Origin of the sequence: Streptomyces anulatus (assembly GCF_014650675.1) — a bacterium.
In the GTDB taxonomy this organism is placed as follows: domain Bacteria; phylum Actinomycetota; class Actinomycetes; order Streptomycetales; family Streptomycetaceae; genus Streptomyces; species Streptomyces anulatus.
This window is the reverse complement of the sequence record NZ_BMVK01000005.1, coordinates 449,982-469,015: the sequence shown is the minus strand read 5'-3', so window position 1 is coordinate 469,015 and position 19,034 is coordinate 449,982. Positions and strand designations below refer to the sequence as shown.

Annotated in this window: 16 protein-coding genes; 9 read left to right on the top strand and 7 right to left on the bottom strand. The window is 72.2% G+C overall.

Annotated features, from left to right (window positions below):
• Positions 1–78 precede the first annotated feature (78 nt).
• From IE272_RS16155 to IE272_RS16145, 3 genes are all read left to right on the top strand, one after another.
• Positions 79–714, top strand: coding sequence for a TetR/AcrR family transcriptional regulator (locus tag IE272_RS16155; RefSeq protein ID WP_050357349.1), 636 nt, complete (start codon positions 79–81; stop codon positions 712–714).
• 107 nt (positions 715–821) lie between these two features.
• Positions 822–1,601 (top strand): SDR family NAD(P)-dependent oxidoreductase, encoded by a 780-nt coding sequence (locus tag IE272_RS16150; protein WP_190007148.1) that lies wholly within the window; start codon positions 822–824, stop codon positions 1,599–1,601.
• A 149-nt stretch (positions 1,602–1,750) separates the two neighbouring features.
• Positions 1,751–2,581 carry an aldo/keto reductase gene (locus IE272_RS16145; RefSeq protein ID WP_007456692.1) on the top strand — a complete coding sequence of 277 codons (831 nt, stop codon included), beginning with the start codon at positions 1,751–1,753 and terminating at the stop codon, positions 2,579–2,581.
• Positions 2,582–2,708: 127 nt separating this feature from the next.
• Here IE272_RS16145 and IE272_RS16140 read toward each other — a convergent pair whose 3' ends face one another.
• The 3 genes from IE272_RS16140 to allB form a co-directional block, all read right to left on the bottom strand.
• Positions 2,709–3,032 (bottom strand): putative quinol monooxygenase, encoded by a 324-nt coding sequence (locus IE272_RS16140; RefSeq protein ID WP_050357345.1) that lies wholly within the window; start codon positions 3,030–3,032, stop codon positions 2,709–2,711.
• A 163-nt stretch (positions 3,033–3,195) separates the two neighbouring features.
• The gene (gene alc / locus IE272_RS16135) at positions 3,196–4,326 is read right to left on the bottom strand and encodes an allantoicase (protein ID WP_056697946.1); all 1,131 of its coding nucleotides are present in this window, start codon (positions 4,324–4,326) and stop codon (positions 3,196–3,198) included.
• Between the two features lie 25 nt (positions 4,327–4,351).
• Positions 4,352–5,695: an allantoinase AllB gene (allB, locus tag IE272_RS16130; protein ID WP_056697949.1), complete on the bottom strand. Its 1,344-nt coding sequence runs from the start codon at positions 5,693–5,695 to the stop codon at positions 4,352–4,354.
• Positions 5,696–6,031: 336 nt separating this feature from the next.
• Here allB and IE272_RS16125 point away from each other — a divergent pair, with 336 nt between their 5' ends.
• Entirely contained in the window at positions 6,032–6,835 is an 804-nt protein-coding gene (locus IE272_RS16125) for an IclR family transcriptional regulator (RefSeq protein WP_032793662.1), read from the top strand.
• A gap of 47 nt (positions 6,836–6,882) precedes the next feature.
• Here the strand turns inward: IE272_RS16125 and IE272_RS16120 are convergent, their stop codons facing one another.
• The gene (locus IE272_RS16120; protein ID WP_056712236.1) at positions 6,883–7,563 is read right to left on the bottom strand and encodes an ABC transporter ATP-binding protein; all 681 of its coding nucleotides are present in this window, start codon (positions 7,561–7,563) and stop codon (positions 6,883–6,885) included.
• Positions 7,560–8,642 carry an ABC transporter permease gene (locus tag IE272_RS16115; RefSeq protein WP_190007147.1) on the bottom strand — a complete coding sequence of 361 codons (1,083 nt, stop codon included), beginning with the start codon at positions 8,640–8,642 and terminating at the stop codon, positions 7,560–7,562. Before IE272_RS16115 ends, IE272_RS16120 begins: the two co-directional genes overlap by 4 nt.
• Before the next feature lie 110 nt (positions 8,643–8,752).
• Here IE272_RS16115 and IE272_RS16110 point away from each other — a divergent pair, with 110 nt between their 5' ends.
• Together IE272_RS16110 and IE272_RS16105 are read left to right on the top strand one after the other, a co-directional pair.
• Complete coding sequence (locus IE272_RS16110; protein WP_190007146.1) at positions 8,753–9,952, top strand: sensor histidine kinase; 1,200 nt, start codon at positions 8,753–8,755, stop codon at positions 9,950–9,952.
• Positions 9,949–10,596, top strand: coding sequence for a response regulator (locus tag IE272_RS16105; RefSeq protein WP_073803984.1), 648 nt, complete (start codon positions 9,949–9,951; stop codon positions 10,594–10,596). The genes IE272_RS16110 and IE272_RS16105 overlap by 4 nt, the downstream gene beginning before the upstream one ends.
• Before the next feature lie 22 nt (positions 10,597–10,618).
• Here the strand turns inward: IE272_RS16105 and IE272_RS16100 are convergent, their stop codons facing one another.
• The gene (locus IE272_RS16100; protein ID WP_063804474.1) at positions 10,619–10,921 is read right to left on the bottom strand and encodes a DUF5955 family protein; all 303 of its coding nucleotides are present in this window, start codon (positions 10,919–10,921) and stop codon (positions 10,619–10,621) included.
• Between the two features lie 249 nt (positions 10,922–11,170).
• Here IE272_RS16100 and IE272_RS16095 point away from each other — a divergent pair, with 249 nt between their 5' ends.
• The 3 genes from IE272_RS16095 (at position 11,171) to IE272_RS16085 (ending at position 15,631) form a co-directional block, all read left to right on the top strand.
• The gene (locus tag IE272_RS16095) at positions 11,171–11,776 is read left to right on the top strand and encodes a nucleotidyltransferase family protein (protein ID WP_190007145.1); all 606 of its coding nucleotides are present in this window, start codon (positions 11,171–11,173) and stop codon (positions 11,774–11,776) included.
• Between the two features lie 263 nt (positions 11,777–12,039).
• Positions 12,040–13,659 (top strand): malate synthase A, encoded by a 1,620-nt coding sequence (aceB, locus tag IE272_RS16090; protein WP_073959770.1) that lies wholly within the window; start codon positions 12,040–12,042, stop codon positions 13,657–13,659.
• A 265-nt stretch (positions 13,660–13,924) separates the two neighbouring features.
• On the top strand, positions 13,925–15,631 hold the full coding sequence (locus tag IE272_RS16085) for a hypothetical protein (RefSeq protein ID WP_190007144.1): 1,707 nt from the start codon (positions 13,925–13,927) through the stop codon (positions 15,629–15,631).
• On the opposite strand, the gene IE272_RS16080 is transcribed toward IE272_RS16085, so the two are convergent.
• Positions 15,534–18,905 (bottom strand): DEAD/DEAH box helicase, encoded by a 3,372-nt coding sequence (locus tag IE272_RS16080; protein ID WP_229897329.1) that lies wholly within the window; start codon positions 18,903–18,905, stop codon positions 15,534–15,536. The two genes, IE272_RS16085 and IE272_RS16080, sit on opposite strands and share 98 nt — an antisense overlap.
• Positions 18,906–19,034 lie beyond the last annotated feature (129 nt).

Below are 19,034 nucleotides of genomic sequence, written 5' to 3'. Positions count from 1 at the left end.
GGACGGCGGAGGGTCCGTCGGCCGCGCCGCCGCTCCCTAGACTGACGCCTCGATAACTCTGAGGTACGGAGTGGTCACATGACGTCGTTAAGAGCGGACGGGCGGGTCGAGCGGGGGAACCAGACCCGGCAGTTGATCCTGGGACGGGCGGTGCAGATCGCCTCGGTCGAAGGGCTGGAGGGACTGTCGCTGGGGCGGCTGGCCACCGAGCTCGGGCTGAGCAAGAGCGGAGTGTTCGCCCTCTTCGGCTCGAAGGAGGGACTCCAACTGGCCACCGTACGGGGGGCGGTGGCCATATACGTCGACCATGTGCTGCGCCCCACCCGGTCGGTGCCGCCCGGGCTCGGGCGGGTGTGGCGGTTGTGCGAGGCGTGGATCGCGTACTCCCGCGGGCGCGTCTTCCGGGGCGGTTGCTTCTTCTACGCCGCCACCGCCGAGTTCGACGCCCGCGGCGGCAAGGTGCACGACGCCCTGGCGTCCGCGCAGACGGGCTGGGTCACCTTCGTGGAGCAGACGATCGAGGAGGCCAGGTCCGCCGGGGAGCTGGCCGGGGACACCGACGTGTGCCAGCTGGCCTTCGAGTTGATCGCCCTGCTGGAGCTGGCCAACGCCGAGTCGGTGCTCCAGAACAACAATCTCGGCTACGACAAGGCGGCGCGGGCCATCCTGGTCCGGCTGCGGTCCGCGGCGACGGATCCCGCGCTGCTGCCGTGACGGCAGGCGGCCGTGGGCGTCCGATACCCGCCGGTGCGCGGGCCCCGGCGCGCGTTTGCTGGGGGATGTCGTCGGAGCGACGGCGTCCCCCAGCAAAGGAACCGGCCATGTCCAGCACCCTGTCCACCACCGCCCCCGCCACCGTTCCCACCGGCCTCCCGGACCGGGCCGCCCTGGTCACCGGGGGCGGTCGGGGCATCGGCGCCGCGATCGCGCTGCGGCTCGCCCAGGAGGGCGCGGACGTCGCCGTCACCTATGTCCGGGACGAGGCGGCGGCCCGTGCGGTCGTCGCGAAGATCGAGGGCTTCGGGCGCCGGGGGGTCGCCCTGCGCTGCGACGCGGCGGACTCCGGTGCGGCCGCCGACGCCGTGCACCGGGCGGCGGACGCGCTCGGCCGGCTCGACATCCTGGTCAACAACGCGGGCATCGGCGTCCTCGGCCCGATCTCCGCACTCGCCGGGCCGGAGGTGGACCGGACGCTGGCGGTGAACGTGCGGGCGGTGTTCCTCGCCTGCCGGGCGGCTGCGGAGCGGCTGGCCGACGGGGGCCGCGTCATCTCCGTGGGCTCCGCCCTGAGCCGGTACGCGGGCGGGCCCGGCTCCACCCTCTACGGGCTCAGCAAGTCCGCCCTGGCCGGGCTGACCAAGCCGCTCGCCCGGGAACTGGGGCCGCGCGGCATCACGGTGAACCTGATCCAGCCCGGTCCCGTGGACACCGATCTCAACCCGGCCGACGGGCCGTTCGCCGAGGGCCAGCGCGCGGCGACCGCGCTCGGCCGCTTCGGGACGACGGAGGAGGTCGCCTCGCTCGTCGCGTACCTCGCGAGCGCGGAGGCGGGGTTCATCACGGGTACGGAGGTCGTCGTGGACGGCGGCCACGCGGCCTGAGCCGCACCGCCGCCCCGGAGCGCTCCCCCCGTCCGCCCCGTCCGCCGCCCCGGAGCGCCCCCCGTCGGCCCCGTCCGGCTGCCCCCGTCCCCGCCACGCCCCTACGCTGGCCGGGACGGGGGCAGCGACGGGAAGGACGGGACCAGTACATGTCCGGCACACCGGTTCAGGCGCTCAACGACGGCACGCGGCTCCCCGCGGTGGGGCTCGGCACCTACCCGCTGGACGACGCGGCGGCCGAGGAGGCCGTCGCCGGGGCCCTGGAGCTCGGCTACCGGCTGGTCGACACGGCCCTCAACTACGGCAACGAGACCGGCACCGGCCGGGGGATCGCCCGCAGCGGGGTCCCTCGCGAGGAGGTCCTCGTCACCACGAAGGTGCCCGGCCGGCACCACGGTTACGAGGAGACGCTCGCCTCGTTCGAGGAGTCGAGGGCCCGCCTGGGCGTCGAGTACGTCGACCTCTACCTGATCCACTGGCCGCTCCCCCGCGTCGACAAGTACGTGGACACCTGGAAGGCGATGATCCGGCTCCGCGAGGACGGTCTCGTCCGCTCGATCGGCGTCTCCAACTTCACCGCCACGCATCTGGAGCGGCTGGAACGGGAGACGGGCGTGCTGCCCTCGGTGAACCAGATCGAGATGCATCCGCTGCTCCCGCAGGAGGAGCTGCGGGCGGTGCACGCGGCGAAGGGCGTCGTCACGGAGAGCTGGAGCCCGCTGGCCCGGGGCCGCGAGGTGCTGGAGGATCCCTCGATCGTGGCCATCGCGGAGGACCACGGGGTGAGCCCCGGGCAGGTGGTGCTGCGCTGGCACACCCAGCTGGGCGCGGTGCCGATCCCGAAGTCGGCGGACCCGGGCCGGCAGCGCGAGAACCTCGATCTGTTCGGGTTCGAGCTGACGGCGCAGGAGCTGACGACGATCGCTTCGGGGCGGCAGCGGCGGTTCGGCGGCGACCCGGAGTCCCACGAGGAGTTCTAGGGCCTGTCTGACCCTTCCCGTCGTCGCCCGCAGGGCGGCCGCGCGGCGTCAGGTGCGTGCGAGAGCGCGTGCATGGCGTCGTGAGGCAGACGGGAAGGGTCGGACAGGACCTAGCGGGACGTGCCGGTCAGCGGTGGCGCGGGGTGACTTCCGCCATCCGGGACCAGCCGGTGCCCTCCACCTCGACGTTGATGATCTCGGGGACCTCGGCCACCAGCTCCGACATCGTCGCGATCGCCGCCTTGAAGTGGTCGGAGTTCACGTGCGCCTCGCCCGCCGCCGCGTCGGCGAAGGCCTCCAGCAGGACGAACTGGTCGGGGTTCTCCACACTGTGCGACCAGTCGAAGAAGAGGTTGCCGGGCTCGCGGCGGGTGGCGACGGTGAAGCCGTCCAGCCGGGTGAGCCACTCCTCGGGGTCGAGGGCGGTGAACTTGACGGCGATGAAGATCATGGGGGGCTCCTGGTCGAGGACGTCGGAAGGTGCGGCGCCCGGCCCTCAGGGCCTGCTCGCCGCACCTCGACCAGGGTGACACACCCTCACGTAACGGGATCGGCCGGGCACACCGCGATCCCCCTGCGATTGCGGTGTGCCGGGTGCCCGGCGCGGTCGGGGATCAGCCGCCCAGCTCCCGGTGACGGGCCGCCAGGGCGGCGGCGCCCTCGTCGGTGAGCGATCCGAACAGCCGGAGCCGGGAGATGCCGCCGTCCGGGAAGATGTCGATCCGTACGTGCGTGGCCCGGACCGGCCCGTCCAGGACGAAGCGGTGGTTGGTGTCGGGCTGGAGCCGGGTCCGGGGAAGGACCTCCGTCCAGTCGCCGTCCCCGGCGTTCCCGCCGTCCCGGACCGAAAGGCTCGCCCAGCCGGCGGAGTTGCCCTTGAGGTAGGCGGTGTCGATCTCGACGGCCCGGATCCCGGACTGCGCGGCGAGGCGGTAGCTGATCCAGTCGTTGCCCTTGTCGCGCCGGCGGCGGGTCTCCCAGCCGTCGTCCATCTTCCGCGAGCGGCCCGGCTGGATGGTGTTGGTGGCCGGGGAGTAGAAGCGGTCGGAGGCGTCCTCGACCAGGCCGCCGTTCTCCAGGGCCGCGAGGTCGAACGTACCGAGCGCGCCGAGCCAGGCGGGGTCGGGGGCGACCTCTCCGTGGACGCGCAGCCGGGCGATCCCGCCGTCCGGGTGCTGGTTGATCCGCAGGTGGGTGAAGCGCTGCTCGGCGTCGACGGCGAACCCGTTGGCCGCGTGGCCGCCGACCGCCGTACGGGGGACGAGCGTCGTCCACTTCACGTCGGGGGCGAGGAGGTCCTCGGGGGACGGGGAGCCGGGCAGGGCGACCGCCTCGACGGAGACCGCCTGCGGGTAGTTGCCCCGGAAGTGGGCGGTGTCCAGGACGATGCCCCGGATGACGCCGGGCGCGCCGAGCCGGACGAGGGCCCAGTCGTGGTCGTCGGCGGTGGGGTGGGGTTCGGCGGCGCCGACTCCGCGTCGGCGGCGGGTCTCCCAGCCGTCCATGATCTTGCCCTTGTGCCCGAAGTGCTCCGGGTCGAAGACGGCGGGCCCGGGCTTGAGGAGGTTCTCGCGCTCGGCGAAGAACTCGTCGTTGGCGGCGATGACTCCCGCCCCGAGACGGCGGTCGGCCAGGTCGACGAGGTGGGTGAAGGGGAAGTCGGCGGTGCGGTGGTCGGCGTACGGGTCGCCGCCCGCGTAGGGGCTTGCGTCGCCGGTGAAGCGCGGTATCGCGGCGTCCGTCATGGTCAGGAGTTCCTTTCGGGCACGGTCAGTGGTCGCGTTCGAGGAGGCGGCCGGCGGGCTCGGCGAGTACGCCGTCGGAGGCGATGCGGACACCGCGCAGCCAGCTGGAGCGGACGACGCCGTGCAGGGTCTTCCCGGCGTAGGCGGTGACCTGGTTGCGGTGGAAGAGCTCGGCGGGGTCGACGGTGAAGGTCGCGTCGGGGGCGAGGACCGCGAAGTCGGCGTCGCGCCCGGCCTCGATGGCGCCCTTGCGGGTCAGCCCGGCCAGCGCGGCGGGGGCCGCGGACATCCAGCGGGCGACGTCGTCGAGGGAGTGGCCGCGCTTGCGGGCCTCGGTCCAGATGGCGGGGAGGCCGAGCTGGAGGGAGGAGATGCCGCCCCAGGCGGAGGCGAAGTCCGGGGTCTTCAGGTCGGTGGTGCACGGCGAGTGGTCGGAGACGATGCAGTCGATGGTCCCGTCGGCGAGCCCGGCCCAGAGCGCGTCCTGGTTGGCGGCCTCGCGGATCGGCGGGCAGCACTTGAACTCCGTCGCCCCGTCCGGCACTTCCTCGGCGGTGAGGGTGAGGAAGTGCGGGCAGGACTCGACGGTGACGCGGACGCCCTCGCGCTTGGCGGCGGCGATCAGCGGCAGCGCGTCGCTGGAGGAGAGGTGCAGGACGTGGACGCGGGCGTTCAGCCGCTTGGCGTGGGCGATGAGCCCTTCGATCGCGGTGTTCTCGGCGTCGCGCGGGCGGGAGGCGAGGAAGTCCGCGTAGGCGGGCCCGGAGCGCTGCGGGGCCTCGGCCAGATGGTGCGGGTCCTCCGCGTGCACGATGAGCAGCCCGCCGAATCCGGTGATCTCCGCCATGGAGCGGGCCAGCTGCTCCTGGTCCAGCTCCGGGAACTCCTCGACGCCGGAGGGCGACAGGAAGCACTTGAAGCCGAAGACGCCGGCCTCGTACAGCGGGCGCAGGTCCTTGACGTTGGACGGGATCGCCCCGCCCCAGAAGCCGGTGTCGACGTGCGCCTTGGGGGCCGCGACCTGCTGCTTGATCCGCAGGTTCTCGACGGTGGTGGTCGGCGGGAGGGAGTTGAGGGGCATGTCCAGGAGCGTGGTGATCCCGCCCGCCGCCGCCGCACGGGTGGCGGTGTAGAAGCCCTCCCACGCGGTGCGGCCGGGGTCGTTCACATGGACGTGGGTGTCGACCAGGCCGGGCAGCAGGACGTCGTCGCCGAAGTCCTCCAGGCGGGCGCCCGCGGGCGCCTCGGTGTCGTACGGCAGGACCGCGTCGATCGTCCCGCCCGCGACGGCGACCGCCGCCGGACGGGTCCCCTCGGGGGTGACGACGCGCGTCGAGCGCAGTATCAGGTTCACGTCCGGACCGGACACCTGTGCTCCTTCACTCCAGGAATTCAACGAACTGTTGAAGCTTCGATGGAGTCTTCACTCGGGAATCGCCCTCGTCAAGACCCCACCTTCCGCCACGGGGACCCCCCGGGCCACCCCTGCCGTCCGACTGGAGGTTTCCACAAAGTAAAAGTCATATTTCGAACTGCGGAACGTAGCATGGGCCAGGAGAGGTGGCGCCGAGCCGTCCGCACCGACCGTCGGCACCCGGACAAAACAGCCCCTGACCGGCACCGACGCCGACCGGGGAGCTGTGGGCCGATCGGGAACCGCCCGGTAGGCTGCTGCCTTGCCTTCCGCTTCGAAAGGACCGTTGACGTGCCGCCGTCCCACGCCAGCACAGCCGACTCCAAGCCCTCCGGTTCCAGCGGTGGGGTGCAGTCCCTTGAGCGCGCCTTCGATCTGCTGGAGCGGATGGCCGACGCCGGGGGCGAGGTCGGACTGAGCGAGCTGTCCGCGAGCAGCGGTCTTCCCCTGCCGACCATCCACCGGCTGATGCGCACCCTGGTCGTCTGCGGATACGTACGCCAGCAGCCCAACCGCCGCTACGCGCTGGGCCCCCGGCTGATCCGGCTCGGCGAGTCCGCCTCCCGGCTGCTGGGCACCTGGGCCCGCCCCTACCTCAGCCGACTGGTGGAGGAGACCGGCGAGACGGCGAACATGGCGCTGCTGGACGGGGACGAGATCGTGTACGTCGCCCAGGTGCCGTCCAAGCACTCCATGCGGATGTTCACCGAGGTCGGCCGCCGGGTCCTGCCCCACTCCACCGGCGTGGGCAAGGCGCTCCTCGCGCACACCCCCGCCGACGAGGTCCGCGCACTCCTGGCCCGTACCGGCATGCCCGCCGCGACGGAGAAGACGATCACCACCCCGGAGGGCTTCCTCGACGCCCTGGAGCTGGTGCGCCGCGCCGGGTACGCGGTGGACGACAACGAGCAGGAGATCGGCGTGCGGTGCCTCGCGGTCTCCGTGCCGAACTCCCCCACCTCGGCCGCGATCTCCATCTCGGGCCCGGCCGGACGGGTGACGGAGGCGGCGACGGAGCGGATCGTGCCGATCCTCCAGCAGGTCGCGGGAGAGCTGTCCGACGCGCTGGCGAGCAACGGCACGAACGGCGGCTGAGCCCGAGGAGCGGCGGGCCCGGTGACCTGGGCCCGCCGCTCCTCGTCTCAGACCCCGGCCGGGACGGTCAGCCGCCCGTCGTCCATCGTCACCGTGCGGTCCATCCGCTCCAGGTGCGCCAGATCGTGCGTGACCAGCACGGTGGCGGTGGCGCGCTCCCGCGTCAGAGCGACCAGCAGATCGAGTACGGCCGCGCCGCGCTCGTGGTCGAGTGCGCTGGTCGGCTCGTCGACGAGCAGGACCGCCGGCTCGTTCATCAGCGCCCGTGCGATGTTGATCCGCTGGCGCTGACCGCCCGACAGCTGGTGCGGCCGCCGGTCGGCGCGGTCGGCCAGGCCGACCGCGTCCAGCAGCTCCAGGGCCCGGCGGCGGGCGCTGCGGGCGGACCCGCCGGACAGGTGGCGCATCACCTGGAGCTGTTCGGCGGCGGTCAGCGAGGGCAGCAGGTTGGGCTGCTGGAAGACGATGCCGATGTGCTCCCGGCGCAGGGCCGCCCGCCCGGCCCCGCCGAGGCCCGCCGTCGGCGTACCGGCCACCACGACCTCGCCGGAGTCCGGGGTGACCAGGGTGGCGGCGGCGGCGAGCAGGCTCGACTTGCCCGAGCCGGACGGTCCGACGACGGCGGTGAGCGTGCCCGGGGGCACGTCCAGCGAGACCCGGTCCAGGGCGGTCAGCCGCCCCTCGCCGTCCGGGTAGGTGAGGGTGACGTCGGTCAGGGTGAGCGTCATCGGGCACTCCCGAGTGCGGTGAGCGGGTCGACGGCGGTGATCCGCCGGATGGACAGGGCGGCCCCGAGCGCGCCGAGGGCGATCATCACGGCGGCCGGGACGAGGACGGTCGCCGCGTCCAGGACGAACGGCACGGCTCCCCCGCCGATCAGGATCCCGGCCCCGGCGGCCAGCACGGTGCCCAGCCCCGTACCGAGCGCGAGCATCACCACGGCCTGTCCCAGCGCGTCGCGCAGGAGGTACGGGGTCGACGCGCCGAGCGCCTTCAGCACGGCGACGTCGCCGCTGCGCTGGATCGTCCACACGGTGAAGAACGCCCCGATGACGAGCGCGGAGATGGCGAAGAGGAAGCCGCGCATCAGTTGCAGCGAACCGTTCTCCGCCTGGTAGGAGCCGATGGCCGTGAGGGAGTCGTCGAGCGTGAGCGTGCTGGTGCCCGCCGCCTCGTCCCCCGCCGCGAGGTCGGCGCCACCGGTGGTGGTCAGGGCGATCACGGTCGCCTGTTCGGCGGGCCCGGCGCCGTCGTGGCCGAGCTGCTGCCAGTCGTCGAGCGAGGTCCAGACGACGGGGGTGTGGCTGTACGAGGCGTCCGTGGCGACGGCGGCGATCTCCCGCTCGGTCCGGCCGAGCGCGATCCTGTCGCCCGCCGTGACGCCGAGCTCCTCGGCCGCCTTCTCGGAGAGCACGACCCGCCCCGGGCCGATCCCCTCCGGCCCGAGGGTGCCGTCCGGTTCGACGCCGAAGGCCGACACGGCGGCGGTCCGCTCACCGGCGGCGGTGGCGTTCAGGGTCCGGATGCCGACCGGCTGGGCGGCCTCGACCCCGGCCCGTCCGGCCCAGGTCCGCCAGGTGTCCTCCCGGACGGTCGAGTTGGCGAACGACTCCGCCTGCCCGTCGGGGGGCGCGGCGAAGGCCAGGTGGTCGGCGTCCAGACCGGTGACGGCCGAGATGTTCTCCCGGGCCAGGCCGGCGGTCAGGCCGGACAGCAGGCCCACGAGCAGCGTGATCAGCACCACGACCGAGCCCATGAGCGCGAACCGGCCCCTGGCGAAGCGAAGGTCTCTCCATGCGACGAACATGGCTCCAGCGTCGTGCGGCGCGGGCGGGAAAACATCGCGCGGCGGACGGGCCCGGGATCAACCTTTCGATTGACCGGGTCCGGGGAGGCCGCGGCTACGCTGGACGAACCATGGATTCGCGTTCGCACACCCACGTCACGGCAGCCCTGCGGCTCTGTCTGCACGCGCTGCTGACAGGGCTGCTGGGCCTGGCGGTGGTCCGCGCGGTGAGCGAGGACGCACAGCGGGCACCGGCGGTCGTGGTGGTGGCGGCGCTGATGGCGGCCCTGTACGCGGCGGGGCCGCTCGCCTCCTCCGTACAGCCCGGAAGCCGGGCGGGAGCCGTGTGGCTGGCGGGTCTCGGCGCCCTGTGGGCCGCGCTGCTGGTCCTGTCGCCGGACGCCCTGTGGGTGGCCTTCCCTCTCTACTTCCTCCAGCTCCACATCCTGCCGATGCGGTGGGCGCTGCCCGCCGTCGTGGTCACCGCCGGCGCCGCGATCACCAGCTTCGTCGTGCACCGGCAGGAGATCGAGCCCGGCGCGTTCATCGGGCCGCTGATCGGCGCGGCGGTCGCCGTCGCCACCGTCCTCGGGTACGACGCGCTCTTCCGGGAGAGCGAACGGCGGCGCGAGCTGATCGTGGAGCTGGTCGCCACCCGTGCGGACCTGGCCGAGGCGGAACGCACGGCCGGGACCCTCGCCGAGCGTGAGCGCCTCGCCCGGGAGATCCACGACACGCTGGCCCAGGGCCTGTCCAGCATCCAGTTGCTGCTGCGCGCCGCCGAGCGTTCGCTGCCCGAGGACGCACCGGCCGCCGCGCATGTGCGGGCCGCCCGCGAGGCCGCGCAGGCGAACCTCGCCGAGGCCCGTTCGTTCGTCCGCGCGCTGACGCCGCCGGACCTGGAGCACGGTTCGCTGGCCGCCGCGCTGGAGCGGCTCTGCGCCCGTACGACCGCACCGGACCTGACCGTACGGTTCGCGGTGAGCGGCACCCCGGTGGAGCTGCCGACGCCGTACGAGGTGGCGCTGCTGCGGACCGCGCAGTCGGCGCTGGCCAACACCGTGCGCCATGCGCGGGCGGGACGGGCGGAGATCACCCTGAGCTTCATGGACACCTCGGTGGCGCTGGACGTCGTGGACGACGGGCAGGGCTTCGACCCGTCGGGGGCGCCGGTCCACGAGCGCGGCGACGGCGGCTTCGGACTGCCGGCGATGCGGGCGCGCGCCGCGTCGCTCGGCGGTGCGCTGAGCGTGGAGTCGGCGCCGGGACAGGGCACGGCGGTGGCGGTCACCCTGCCGCTGCCCGTCACGGAAGCGGAGCGTGCGGCATGAGCGGGAGCGGGGACGGGGACGCGATTCGGCTGCTGCTCGCGGACGACCATCCGGTCGTCCGGGCGGGGCTGCGCGCGGTCCTGGACACCGAGCCGGACTTCCGGGTCGCCGGTGAGGCCGCCACCGCCGAGGAGGCCGTCGCCCTGGCCGCGGCGGGCGGCTTCGACGTGGTCCTGATGGACCTCCAGTTCGGTGCGGGCATGCACGGCTCGGAGGCCACGGCGACGATCACCGCCGCACCGGACGGCCCCCGGGTCCTGATCCTCACCACCTACGACTCCGACGCGGACATCCTGGCGGCGGTCGAGGCGGGTGCGAGCGGCTATCTGCTCAAGGACGCGCCACCGCAGGAGCTGGCGGCGGCGGTGCGCACGGCGGCGGCGGGCCGCTCCGCGCTCGCACCGTCGGTGGCGCACCGGCTGATGGACCGGATGCGCACCCCGGCCGAGGCGCTGACCCGGCGCGAGCTGGAGGTGCTGCAGCTGGTCGGGGAGGGCCTGTCGAACCTGCAGATCAGCAAGCGGCTTTTCCTGAGCCAGGCCACGGTGAAGTCCCACCTGGTGCACATCTACGCCAAGCTGGGCGTCGACTCCCGTACGTCGGCGGTCGCGGCGGCCACGGCCCGCAGGCTCATCCGCCGCTGAAGCCGGGCTCGCGCACCGCGGGTCAGCGGCGCGGGGGCTCCCCGAAGAGGTCGACCGCATTGCGCACCTCGCGGAGGGCCGCGGCCACCGCGCTCACCGAGCCGATCGCCCCCGCGATCAGCAGCAGGGAACGGCGCATGCGGGGGATCTCCGGCACGCCGCTGACGGCCATCGCGTCCAGGGCCGCCAGCTCGTCCTCGGCGATCGGCCGGTCCGGGAATTCGGTGCGCAGCCCGGCCAGTTCGCGGCGCAGCCGGGAGACGGCCATCCGCAGCTCGGCCACTCTCGGGTCCTCGTCGCTGCCGGTCAGCCGCTTCTGCCCCACGCTTCGCAACACAGCACTCCCCCTCCGCACATCCTTGTGCCGGTGTGACCCCCGACCCGGGCTGTGGCCAAGTCCCCGGGTGTGCCCGCAAGTTAACGCCATGACAGGCAGTGCGCGCCAGCCCACGGAAAGAAATCGGGGTTACCCCTGAGGGTGACATGCGTGTCGCATGTGCGAAGGGCTCAGTGGTATCCAGACCCCATGGTTACGGACACGACTCAGGGCACGGCGACGGAGAGGACCGCGGAGATGGCTTCCGCCGCGAAGAACCCCGAGGTCGCGGGGGTACTCCTGGCCGCCGGAGGGGGCCGTCGGCTCGGCGGGCGCCCGAAGGCGCTGCTGGAGCACCGGGGCCGCCCGCTGATCGAGCACGCGGTGCGCTCCCTGCGCAACGGCGGCTGCGGCCCGCTGCACGTGGTGCTGGGTGCGGCGGCCGAGGAGGTACGGGCCCGCGCGGACCTCTCGGGCTGCGCGGTGACGGTGAACCCGGGCTGGGAGGAGGGCATGGGCTCCTCGCTCCGCCTGGGCCTGGCCGCCCTGAGCCCGACGGACGCGGACGCGGCACTCGTCCTTCTGGTCGATCAGCCAGGGATCGGGGCGGAGGCGGTGGCGCGGGTGCGTCTCGCGTACCGCTCGCGGACGAGTCTGGCGGCCGCCTCGTACGGCGGGGAGCGGGGACATCCGGTGCTGTTCGGGGCAGAGCGGTGGGCGGACATCGCGGCGGGGGCGGTGGGCGACCGGGGCGCGCGGGCGTATCTGCGGGAGCACCGCGATGCGATCACGCTCGTGGAGTGTTCGGATGTGGCCGAGGCGTACGACATCGACACCTCGCAGGATCTGCGGCATCTGGAGTGACCGTGCGGAGCCCGCCCGTCGCGAACAGTCCGTGGCCGCGGCGGCACGCTGCGCCGCCACCGGCCCGTTTCTGTCGACCCGGAGAATCTCGACATCAACAAACCATTGAACTTCCACCATGAGGAAACTACTATCCACTGGTCAGAAGCCCTCTGAACCTCAGACGGCACCCACGGCCGTATCTCGGAGCCATGGCACGCCGTGCCGTCTCAGGCGACCCGGCGGCCATGAGACGCCGCCGCCCGCTGAAGGAGTGACAGCTCATGTCCGCACCAGCGCCGTCCACGCTGGCCATCGTCGATGCCGAGCCCCTGCCCCGGCAGGAAGAGGTCCTGACCGACGCGGCCCTCGCGTTCGTGGCCGAACTGCACCGCCAGTTCACCCCGCGCCGCAATGAGCTGCTCGCCCGGCGCGGTGAGCGCCGCGCCGAGATCGCCCGCACCTCCACGCTGGACTTCCTGCCCGAGACGGCGGCGGTCCGCGCGGACGACTCCTGGAAGGTCGCGCCGGCTCCGGCCGCGCTGAACGACCGCCGGGTGGAGATCACCGGTCCGACCGACCGCAAGATGACCATCAACGCCCTGAACTCGGGCGCGAAGGTCTGGCTCGCCGACTTCGAGGACGCGTCCGCTCCCACCTGGGAGAACGTGATCCTCGGCCAGCTCAATCTGACCGACGCCTACGAGCGCCGCATCGACTTCACCGACCCGAGGTCGGGCAAGTCGTACGCGCTGAAGCCCGCCGACGAGCTCGCCACGGTCGTCACCCGCCCCCGCGGCTGGCACCTGGACGAGCGCCACATCCAGCTGGACGGCACCCCGGTGCCCGGCGCGCTGGTCGACTTCGGCCTCTACTTCTTCCACAACGCCCAGCGCCTGATCGACCTGGGCAAGGGCCCGTACTTCTACCTGCCGAAGACGGAGTCGCACCTGGAGGCCCGCCTCTGGAACGACATCTTCGTCTTCGCCCAGGACTACGTCGGCATCCCGCAGGGCACGGTCCGCGCGACGGTGCTGATCGAGACGATCACCGCCGCGTACGAGATGGAGGAGATCCTCTACGAGCTGCGCGACCACGCCTCCGGGCTGAACGCCGGACGCTGGGACTACCTCTTCTCCATCGTCAAGAACTTCCGTGACGGCGGGGCCAAGTTCGTCCTCCCGGACCGCAACGCGGTGACGATGACCGCCCCGTTCATGCGGGCGTACACCGAACTCCTGGTCCGCACCTGCCACAAGCGCGGCGCGCACGCGATCGGCGGCATGGCCGCCTTCATCCCCTCGCGCCGCGACGCCGAGGTCAACAAGGTGGCCTTCGAGAAGGTCAAGGCGGACAAGGACCGCGAGGCGAACGACGGCTTCGACGGCTCCTGGGTCGCCCACCCCGACCTGGTCCCGATCGCCCTGGCCTCCTTCGACGCGGTCCTCGGCGAGAAGCCCAACCAGAAGGACCGGCTGCGGGAGGACGTCTCGGTGGCCCCGGGCGACCTGATCGCCATCGACACCCTCGACGCCAGCCCGACCTACGACGGCCTGCGCAACGCCGTCGCGGTCGGCATCCGCTACATCGAGGCCTGGCTGCGCGGCCTGGGCGCGGTCGCCATCTTCAACCTGATGGAGGACGCCGCCACCGCGGAGATCTCCCGCTCGCAGATCTGGCAGTGGATCAACGCGGACGTGGTCTTCGAGAACGGCGAACACGCCACGGCGGACTTGGCCCGCAAGGTCGCCGCCGAGGAACTGGCCGCGATCCGCGAGGAGATCGGCGAGGAGACCTTCACCGCCGGCAAGTGGCAGCAGGCCCACGACCTCCTGCTCCAGGTCTCCCTGGACCAGGACTACGCGGACTTCCTGACCCTGCCGGCGTACGAGCAGCTGCGCTGACCTCTCCGCACGAGCCCCGCCCCCGGCACCGCGAGGCGCCGGGGGCGGTGGTGTGCCTGCGTCTGCGCGGCACGGGCCTCGCCCGCAGTGCCGGTGATACGAGAGGGTTCTCTCGGTCCACGTCACCGGGATGTGCCCAGGGAGGAGCGTACGGAACGTGCTGCGACGACAACGGCCAGGCATCAGAGTGCCGGTGGGGCGCGCTGTTCCCCCTCCTCGCTCCGGTGCCGCGGGCCCGCCCGGCGAGCCTGCGGAAACGGCGTCCTTGCCGGTCGAGCCGTTCAACCGCCGGGTCGAGGTGCTCATCGCGGTTGTGGACAGTCCTGACGAGACAGTGCTCGCAGCACAACTCCTGGAAGGCCGGGGCTGGACGGTACGGCCATGGCTCCCGGAGGCCGAGCAGCAGGCCGCCGAAGGAGGGCGGGATACGGCAGCCGCGCTCGGTTTCGGCAGAGCGGGACTTCTCGTCGAGGTACGTCTTCACGGGGCACGATTCGGGGCTGTACGGGCGGCGACCTCCGAGATCGAGGCCCTGGCCCGCCGTCATCACGCGGGCATGTGGGTGGTGGACGCAGCACTGATCGAGCACGATCTGTCACACGACTACCGCACCGAGCTGCACGCTCATCGGCGTCTGCCGAACACATCGGCCCGTTCGGGTTTCGGCGGCCGGTTCGCCGCCTTGCGTACCGCTCTGGGACTCATCACCACCGTCCGTATTCTCAAGTTGCCCGGCCGCCCGTCCGTCGAGGAACTCACCCGGCGCTTGGAACGCGGAACGTTGACCGGGCGTCACTTCAACGCGGAAGATCTGCGCCTGCGTATTCCGATGGGGATGGAGGGCAGGGCCGCCGACGCCCCGCCGCCGGCTCCCGTGCCCGCCTGGCGTCTGGCCGGGCCGCTTCTCGCGGGGCTGGGCATCGCCACCGCGAGCGGTTTCGCGACCGCCACGCTCGACGGTCTCCAGATGCTCGTGCCGCTGATCTTCACGTGCGCGCTGGTCCGCCCCGTAGGCCGTCAGCTGACCGACCGGCGGCAGGGCCGGCCATCGATCGTCGTCGCCGCCTGGGGTACCGCATCCGTCGGCACCTCAGCGGCTCTCGGTCTGATGCTCGCTCTGACGGCGCCCGGGCCACCCGAGCAAGCCGGACGCATCCTCGCGTACACCGTGGGCGTCGGCAGCGCCCTCGCTTTCGTCCTCTACGGACTGGGCTATGCCCTCGTCCACTCCTGGTTCAGCAGAAACGCCAACTGGGCTGTACCGGCGCTCGTTCCCGCACTCGCTCTGAGCCTGCCCTGGTTCGGTGGGCTGCTGCACACGATGTACCTCCAGTCCGGATTCGGGGTTCCCTCCGACGCGATCCATATCTCGGTGTACTGGACCTACGCGGCCTCACTCAAGCCGGTCGGCCTCGCTCTCGGGCTAGCCGCCGTGGTGCTGGCCCTTGCCGGTTGGATGCGCCACTACCACCAGTGGATCCACGCGCGGGGCATGGTCCGGATCGGTGTCCCCCTGATGAGCCTCTTCGTCATCGGCATCTCGCTGGCAGCCGGACTCGCCGAAGCAGAAGCAGCGGCGAACCGTGCGCGAGCCGCCGCGACGGCAGGGACTGTACCGGCGGCGTACTACGGGGCTCGGGCCAGACTTGTCTGCGTCACACCCCTGGCCGAGGAGACTCCGGTCTTCAACGGTCCGCTCGCTACCACACGCCCTCTGCTCACCTTCGGGACGTCCGGTGATCGCGTATGGCTGTGGGACCCGCGGCGCGGGGAATCCCTGTCCGTCCGGCTCGAGGATGTGTCGGTCACCGAGGCCCGGGCAAGGACAGTGAGCAGGGCGGCCCCGGACGGACCGGGGAAGTGCCCGGGCATCGCTATCGACAGCGGCACCCCGTGGGAAGGGTCGCGGGCGCGAGGTCCCGCATCGCCGTCTGCTGGGACTCCGTCAGACACGGCAGCTGACCGGCCATGACGTCGAAGTGTGGAAGACCGCGCCAGGGGTCGTGGTCACCGACGACGAACAGGCGTCGCCGTGCACGGCTGACCGCCACGTTCAGCAGGTTGGGAGCGGAAGCCGCCCAGGACCGAGGGCCGGACTTGTCGCCACCCGCTCCGAGAACGAGCAGGACGACGTCGGACTCCTTTCCCTGCGTGGTGTGCACGGTGCCCACCCGGTCCCGGGGTACCACCGAACAGAGGTGCCGGCGCAGCCCCGTCACCACGTCCCGGAACGGGCTGATGACAAAGAGCCCTTGTTCCGGGTCCAGGCCCTGATCGACCAGCCGGTGCACAATGACGTTCGCGCACTCTCCCTCGTCGGGTGACCACTTGCCCTGGGCCGCGCGCCCGCCGCTCACCGGCCACCACACGCTGCGGCGTGCCACCGTGTAGTCGTCCGTGCGGTGGACACCGTGCACCATGAGCCCGTCGTAGGCGATGTCGTTGCTGATCGTGAACATGGGATCGTCACAACGGCGGTGGACGCGCAGCGGCGATCCCACCCACACCCGATCCGCCTCCGCACCCTGGGGAGCGGGAAGCCATGTGCCGTACGTGTTGAGCCGGTCGGCCACACGCTGGGCCGAGGTGCGAGAAGGCTCCCACTCCTCGGCGACACCGAACGTGCGGCGCAGGGCCTGCTGGCCTGTATGCGGCAGGGTGACCACAGGCTCCAGCTGGAGCGGGTCGCCCACGATGACGCCTCTGCGTGCCCGCCACAGCGCGCCCACCGGCATCTGCGCGGTCGCCTGTCCGGCCTCGTCGATCAGCATCCAGCCCAGGGACCGTGGCCCGAGGCCTGTGAACATCCGGTCCAGTGACGCGAAGGTCGTGGAGACCACGGGCAGGGCGAGGAACAGGCTCTGCCAGGCGGCCTGTACCACATCGGGCCCAAGGGTCCTGGGAGCTTCGCCGCACAGCACGTCCATCGCGGCGTCGAGGTTCTTGCGCATCCGGTCGGCGGCACCCTCGATGAACGCACGGTGCAGGTCCATAGCGGCGAGGAAGAGCCGGGTACGGGCCCGGGTGAACTCCGGATCGGACCAGGGTGAGGAGAGCTCGCGCGCCTCTTCCCGCGTACGTCCGTCCAGGTCCTCGCCGCCAGGCAGATGCGGCCCCCACCGTTCACGGGCGTCGCGCAATCGCTCCTGGAGACGTGCGTGGTGGCGGTCCGCCGAGCTCAGGGCCCGCCTCGCCTCGCCCAGAAGGCGCCGACGCTCGCCCTCGGCCCGGTCGAAGGCCGCGGTCGCCCGCGTGTGTTCCTCGTACGCCGTGCGGGCGCTCTGTTCGGCCGCGGCCAGCAGACGGTCCTCCGCCTGCCAGTCACGTTGGGCCGCGCCGAAGGTGAACAGGCCCGCGGCGAGACCAGGGCGGTGCTCTCGGTGTTCCGCCCTGCGTTGTGCGGGCCCGGCCAGGGCATGCTGCGCCTGGTCCCGGGCTGCACGGACCTCCCGCGCGGGTTCCACGAGCGCCGTCAGCTCCTGCTCCGCCGCTCGGACCGCCCGTCGGGCCGCGGTGACCGCTTCCTGGGCACCGCTGAGATCCCGCAGGGCCTCGAATGCGGGCTGGCGCTCCTGGCGCAGGGTGAGCACCTTCTGTCGGGCCTCGCGGAAGCGGACCACGGACTGCCGCCAGGCCGTCTCACCCCCGGGTCGACCCGCGGCTGCCCGAAGCAGGTCCCGCATTCCCTCGCCGCGCTCGGCCCGTTCCTCGAGCGGCGGGCCGAACCAGTATTGACTGCGGAAGTCCGAGCGGTTTCCCTTGTTGCCGAGCTTCGCGGCAATGGTTCCCCACGCGGGTGCGCCGTCCAGGATGAGACGACCCTGTTCCGGAAAGAAGGCAGCCTCCTCACGCCACTCCTCCGCAATGGAGTCGAGGGCGGGAATTTCCGTGGAGATGTTCTCGACCGCCCCGTTGTTGGCGGACGCGATCACCATCTCGTAACCGGTCAGCTCGGCTTTCAGCGGGGCAACGGAACGCTGGTACGTACCGGTGTTCCAGCGGTACGCCGTGCTGGCGAACGCGTCCTCCGGCCGCCCCAGTCCGGACAGGGCCTCCGCCCTCATGACCAGGATCGCGGCGATGAGGTCGCGCAGCTGGGTGGTCTTGCCGGTGCCGGGCGGGCCGTTCACCGCGTACAGACCGTCCTTGTCCGCGAGCTGCTCCACGATCCGGTTGACGGCGAACTGCTGGCTCAGCACCAGGGGATGTTCCGTCTTCGCGGGCCACCGGCCCAGCGGGATGTTCACGGGCTGCACACCGTTCAGCACCGCGTCCGGGTTTTCCTTGAGATCGACCCTGGTGCGGCCGAGCAGCGCGGTGGCCGAGGTCAGGTAGTCGCGCAGGGCCGCTCCCGGCTCCTCGCCACCGAGGCGGTCGGAGACCAGCGAGAGGTCTGACGCGATGAAGCTGTTCAGGAAGTCCGTGCCGCCCGACCGCCCTGCTTTGCGACGCGCCACCGTGCGGGTCTGCACCCGGATCGCCTCGGAGCGAAGGTCGTCGCCGACACCGAAGTGTTCCGTCACCCACCGGGTGACGGCGGACAGATCACGGACGGTCAGAGGCATCTCCCCGAGCCGCGGCGGAGCGTCGTCCCCGGTAGCGTCCGTGTCCGGCTGGCCTCCGCCGGGCTCCGCATCCGTTGCCCGTCCGCCGGACACCGCGTCGGCCGCGCCGGACAGGGCTCCGGCCGCCAGATCGCCGAGGACAGGCCCGAGGGCCGCGTTCAGCGCGCCACCGACCGCACCCATCGCGATCTCGCACACCAGCCCGGCGAACGGCCGCGACCGGCTGCCGGGCGCCGTGTCCACGATGGGCAGGTCGCCGTCCCCGACGCCGAGGACGACCCGCTCGCACACGGCGACCGCCTCGTCGAAACCGTCCAGCCACCCCCGGGCCCCGGGTCCCGGCTTGCGACTGCGTCCCACGGCCCAGCCACAGGCCGAGAAAACCAGGGAGTCCTGGACCAGCAGTCCCTCGTCCGTGACCTCGAAGGCCAGCAGGGCGCTGTCCCCGTTCACCCGGCCGTCGTGGTCCTCGTCGCTGCCACCGAAGACATCGAGGAGGACGTCCCGTACGGCAGCGACCGGATACACACCGCAGTAGACGGTGTGCTGCCTGACCATGTTCCGGGCCGGGAGCCGCCGCCGGACGGGGTGGCCCTCCTCCCAGGGCAGCGGGGCCCCGGACTCGACGGGGTACATGTCCTTCGGGCGCGAGACCGGCTCCACCTTCTGCGGGCTGAACATCTCCACCGCCCGCCAGTACCGCACAACATCCGACCTGCGTCGACGCTCACCACCAGCCGCCATCCGGCCCGCCCCCTCGTTCCGGTTCGCCAGGAACAGCCACCTTAACCAGCGCGGTCCGACGTGCCG

Excerpts from the sequence above, each read along its gene's own strand:
- IE272_RS16155 (WP_050357349.1), top strand. The coding sequence starts at position 79 with ATGACGTCGTTAAGAGCGGACGGGCGGGTCGAGCGGGGGAACCAGACC.
- IE272_RS16150 (WP_190007148.1), top strand. The coding sequence starts at position 822 with ATGTCCAGCACCCTGTCCACCACCGCCCCCGCCACCGTTCCCACCGGC.
- IE272_RS16145 (WP_007456692.1), top strand. The coding sequence starts at position 1,751 with ATGTCCGGCACACCGGTTCAGGCGCTCAACGACGGCACGCGGCTCCCC.
- IE272_RS16140 (WP_050357345.1), bottom strand. The coding sequence starts at position 3,032 with ATGATCTTCATCGCCGTCAAGTTCACCGCCCTCGACCCCGAGGAGTGG.
- alc (WP_056697946.1), bottom strand. The coding sequence starts at position 4,326 with ATGACGGACGCCGCGATACCGCGCTTCACCGGCGACGCAAGCCCCTAC.
- IE272_RS16120 (WP_056712236.1), bottom strand. The coding sequence starts at position 7,563 with ATGACGCTCACCCTGACCGACGTCACCCTCACCTACCCGGACGGCGAG.
- IE272_RS16115 (WP_190007147.1), bottom strand. The coding sequence starts at position 8,642 with ATGTTCGTCGCATGGAGAGACCTTCGCTTCGCCAGGGGCCGGTTCGCG.
- IE272_RS16110 (WP_190007146.1), top strand. The coding sequence starts at position 8,753 with ATGGATTCGCGTTCGCACACCCACGTCACGGCAGCCCTGCGGCTCTGT.
- IE272_RS16105 (WP_073803984.1), top strand. The coding sequence starts at position 9,949 with ATGAGCGGGAGCGGGGACGGGGACGCGATTCGGCTGCTGCTCGCGGAC.
- IE272_RS16095 (WP_190007145.1), top strand. The coding sequence starts at position 11,171 with ATGGCTTCCGCCGCGAAGAACCCCGAGGTCGCGGGGGTACTCCTGGCC.
- aceB (WP_073959770.1), top strand. The coding sequence starts at position 12,040 with ATGTCCGCACCAGCGCCGTCCACGCTGGCCATCGTCGATGCCGAGCCC.
- IE272_RS16080 (WP_229897329.1), bottom strand. The coding sequence starts at position 18,905 with ATGTTCAGCCCGCAGAAGGTGGAGCCGGTCTCGCGCCCGAAGGACATG.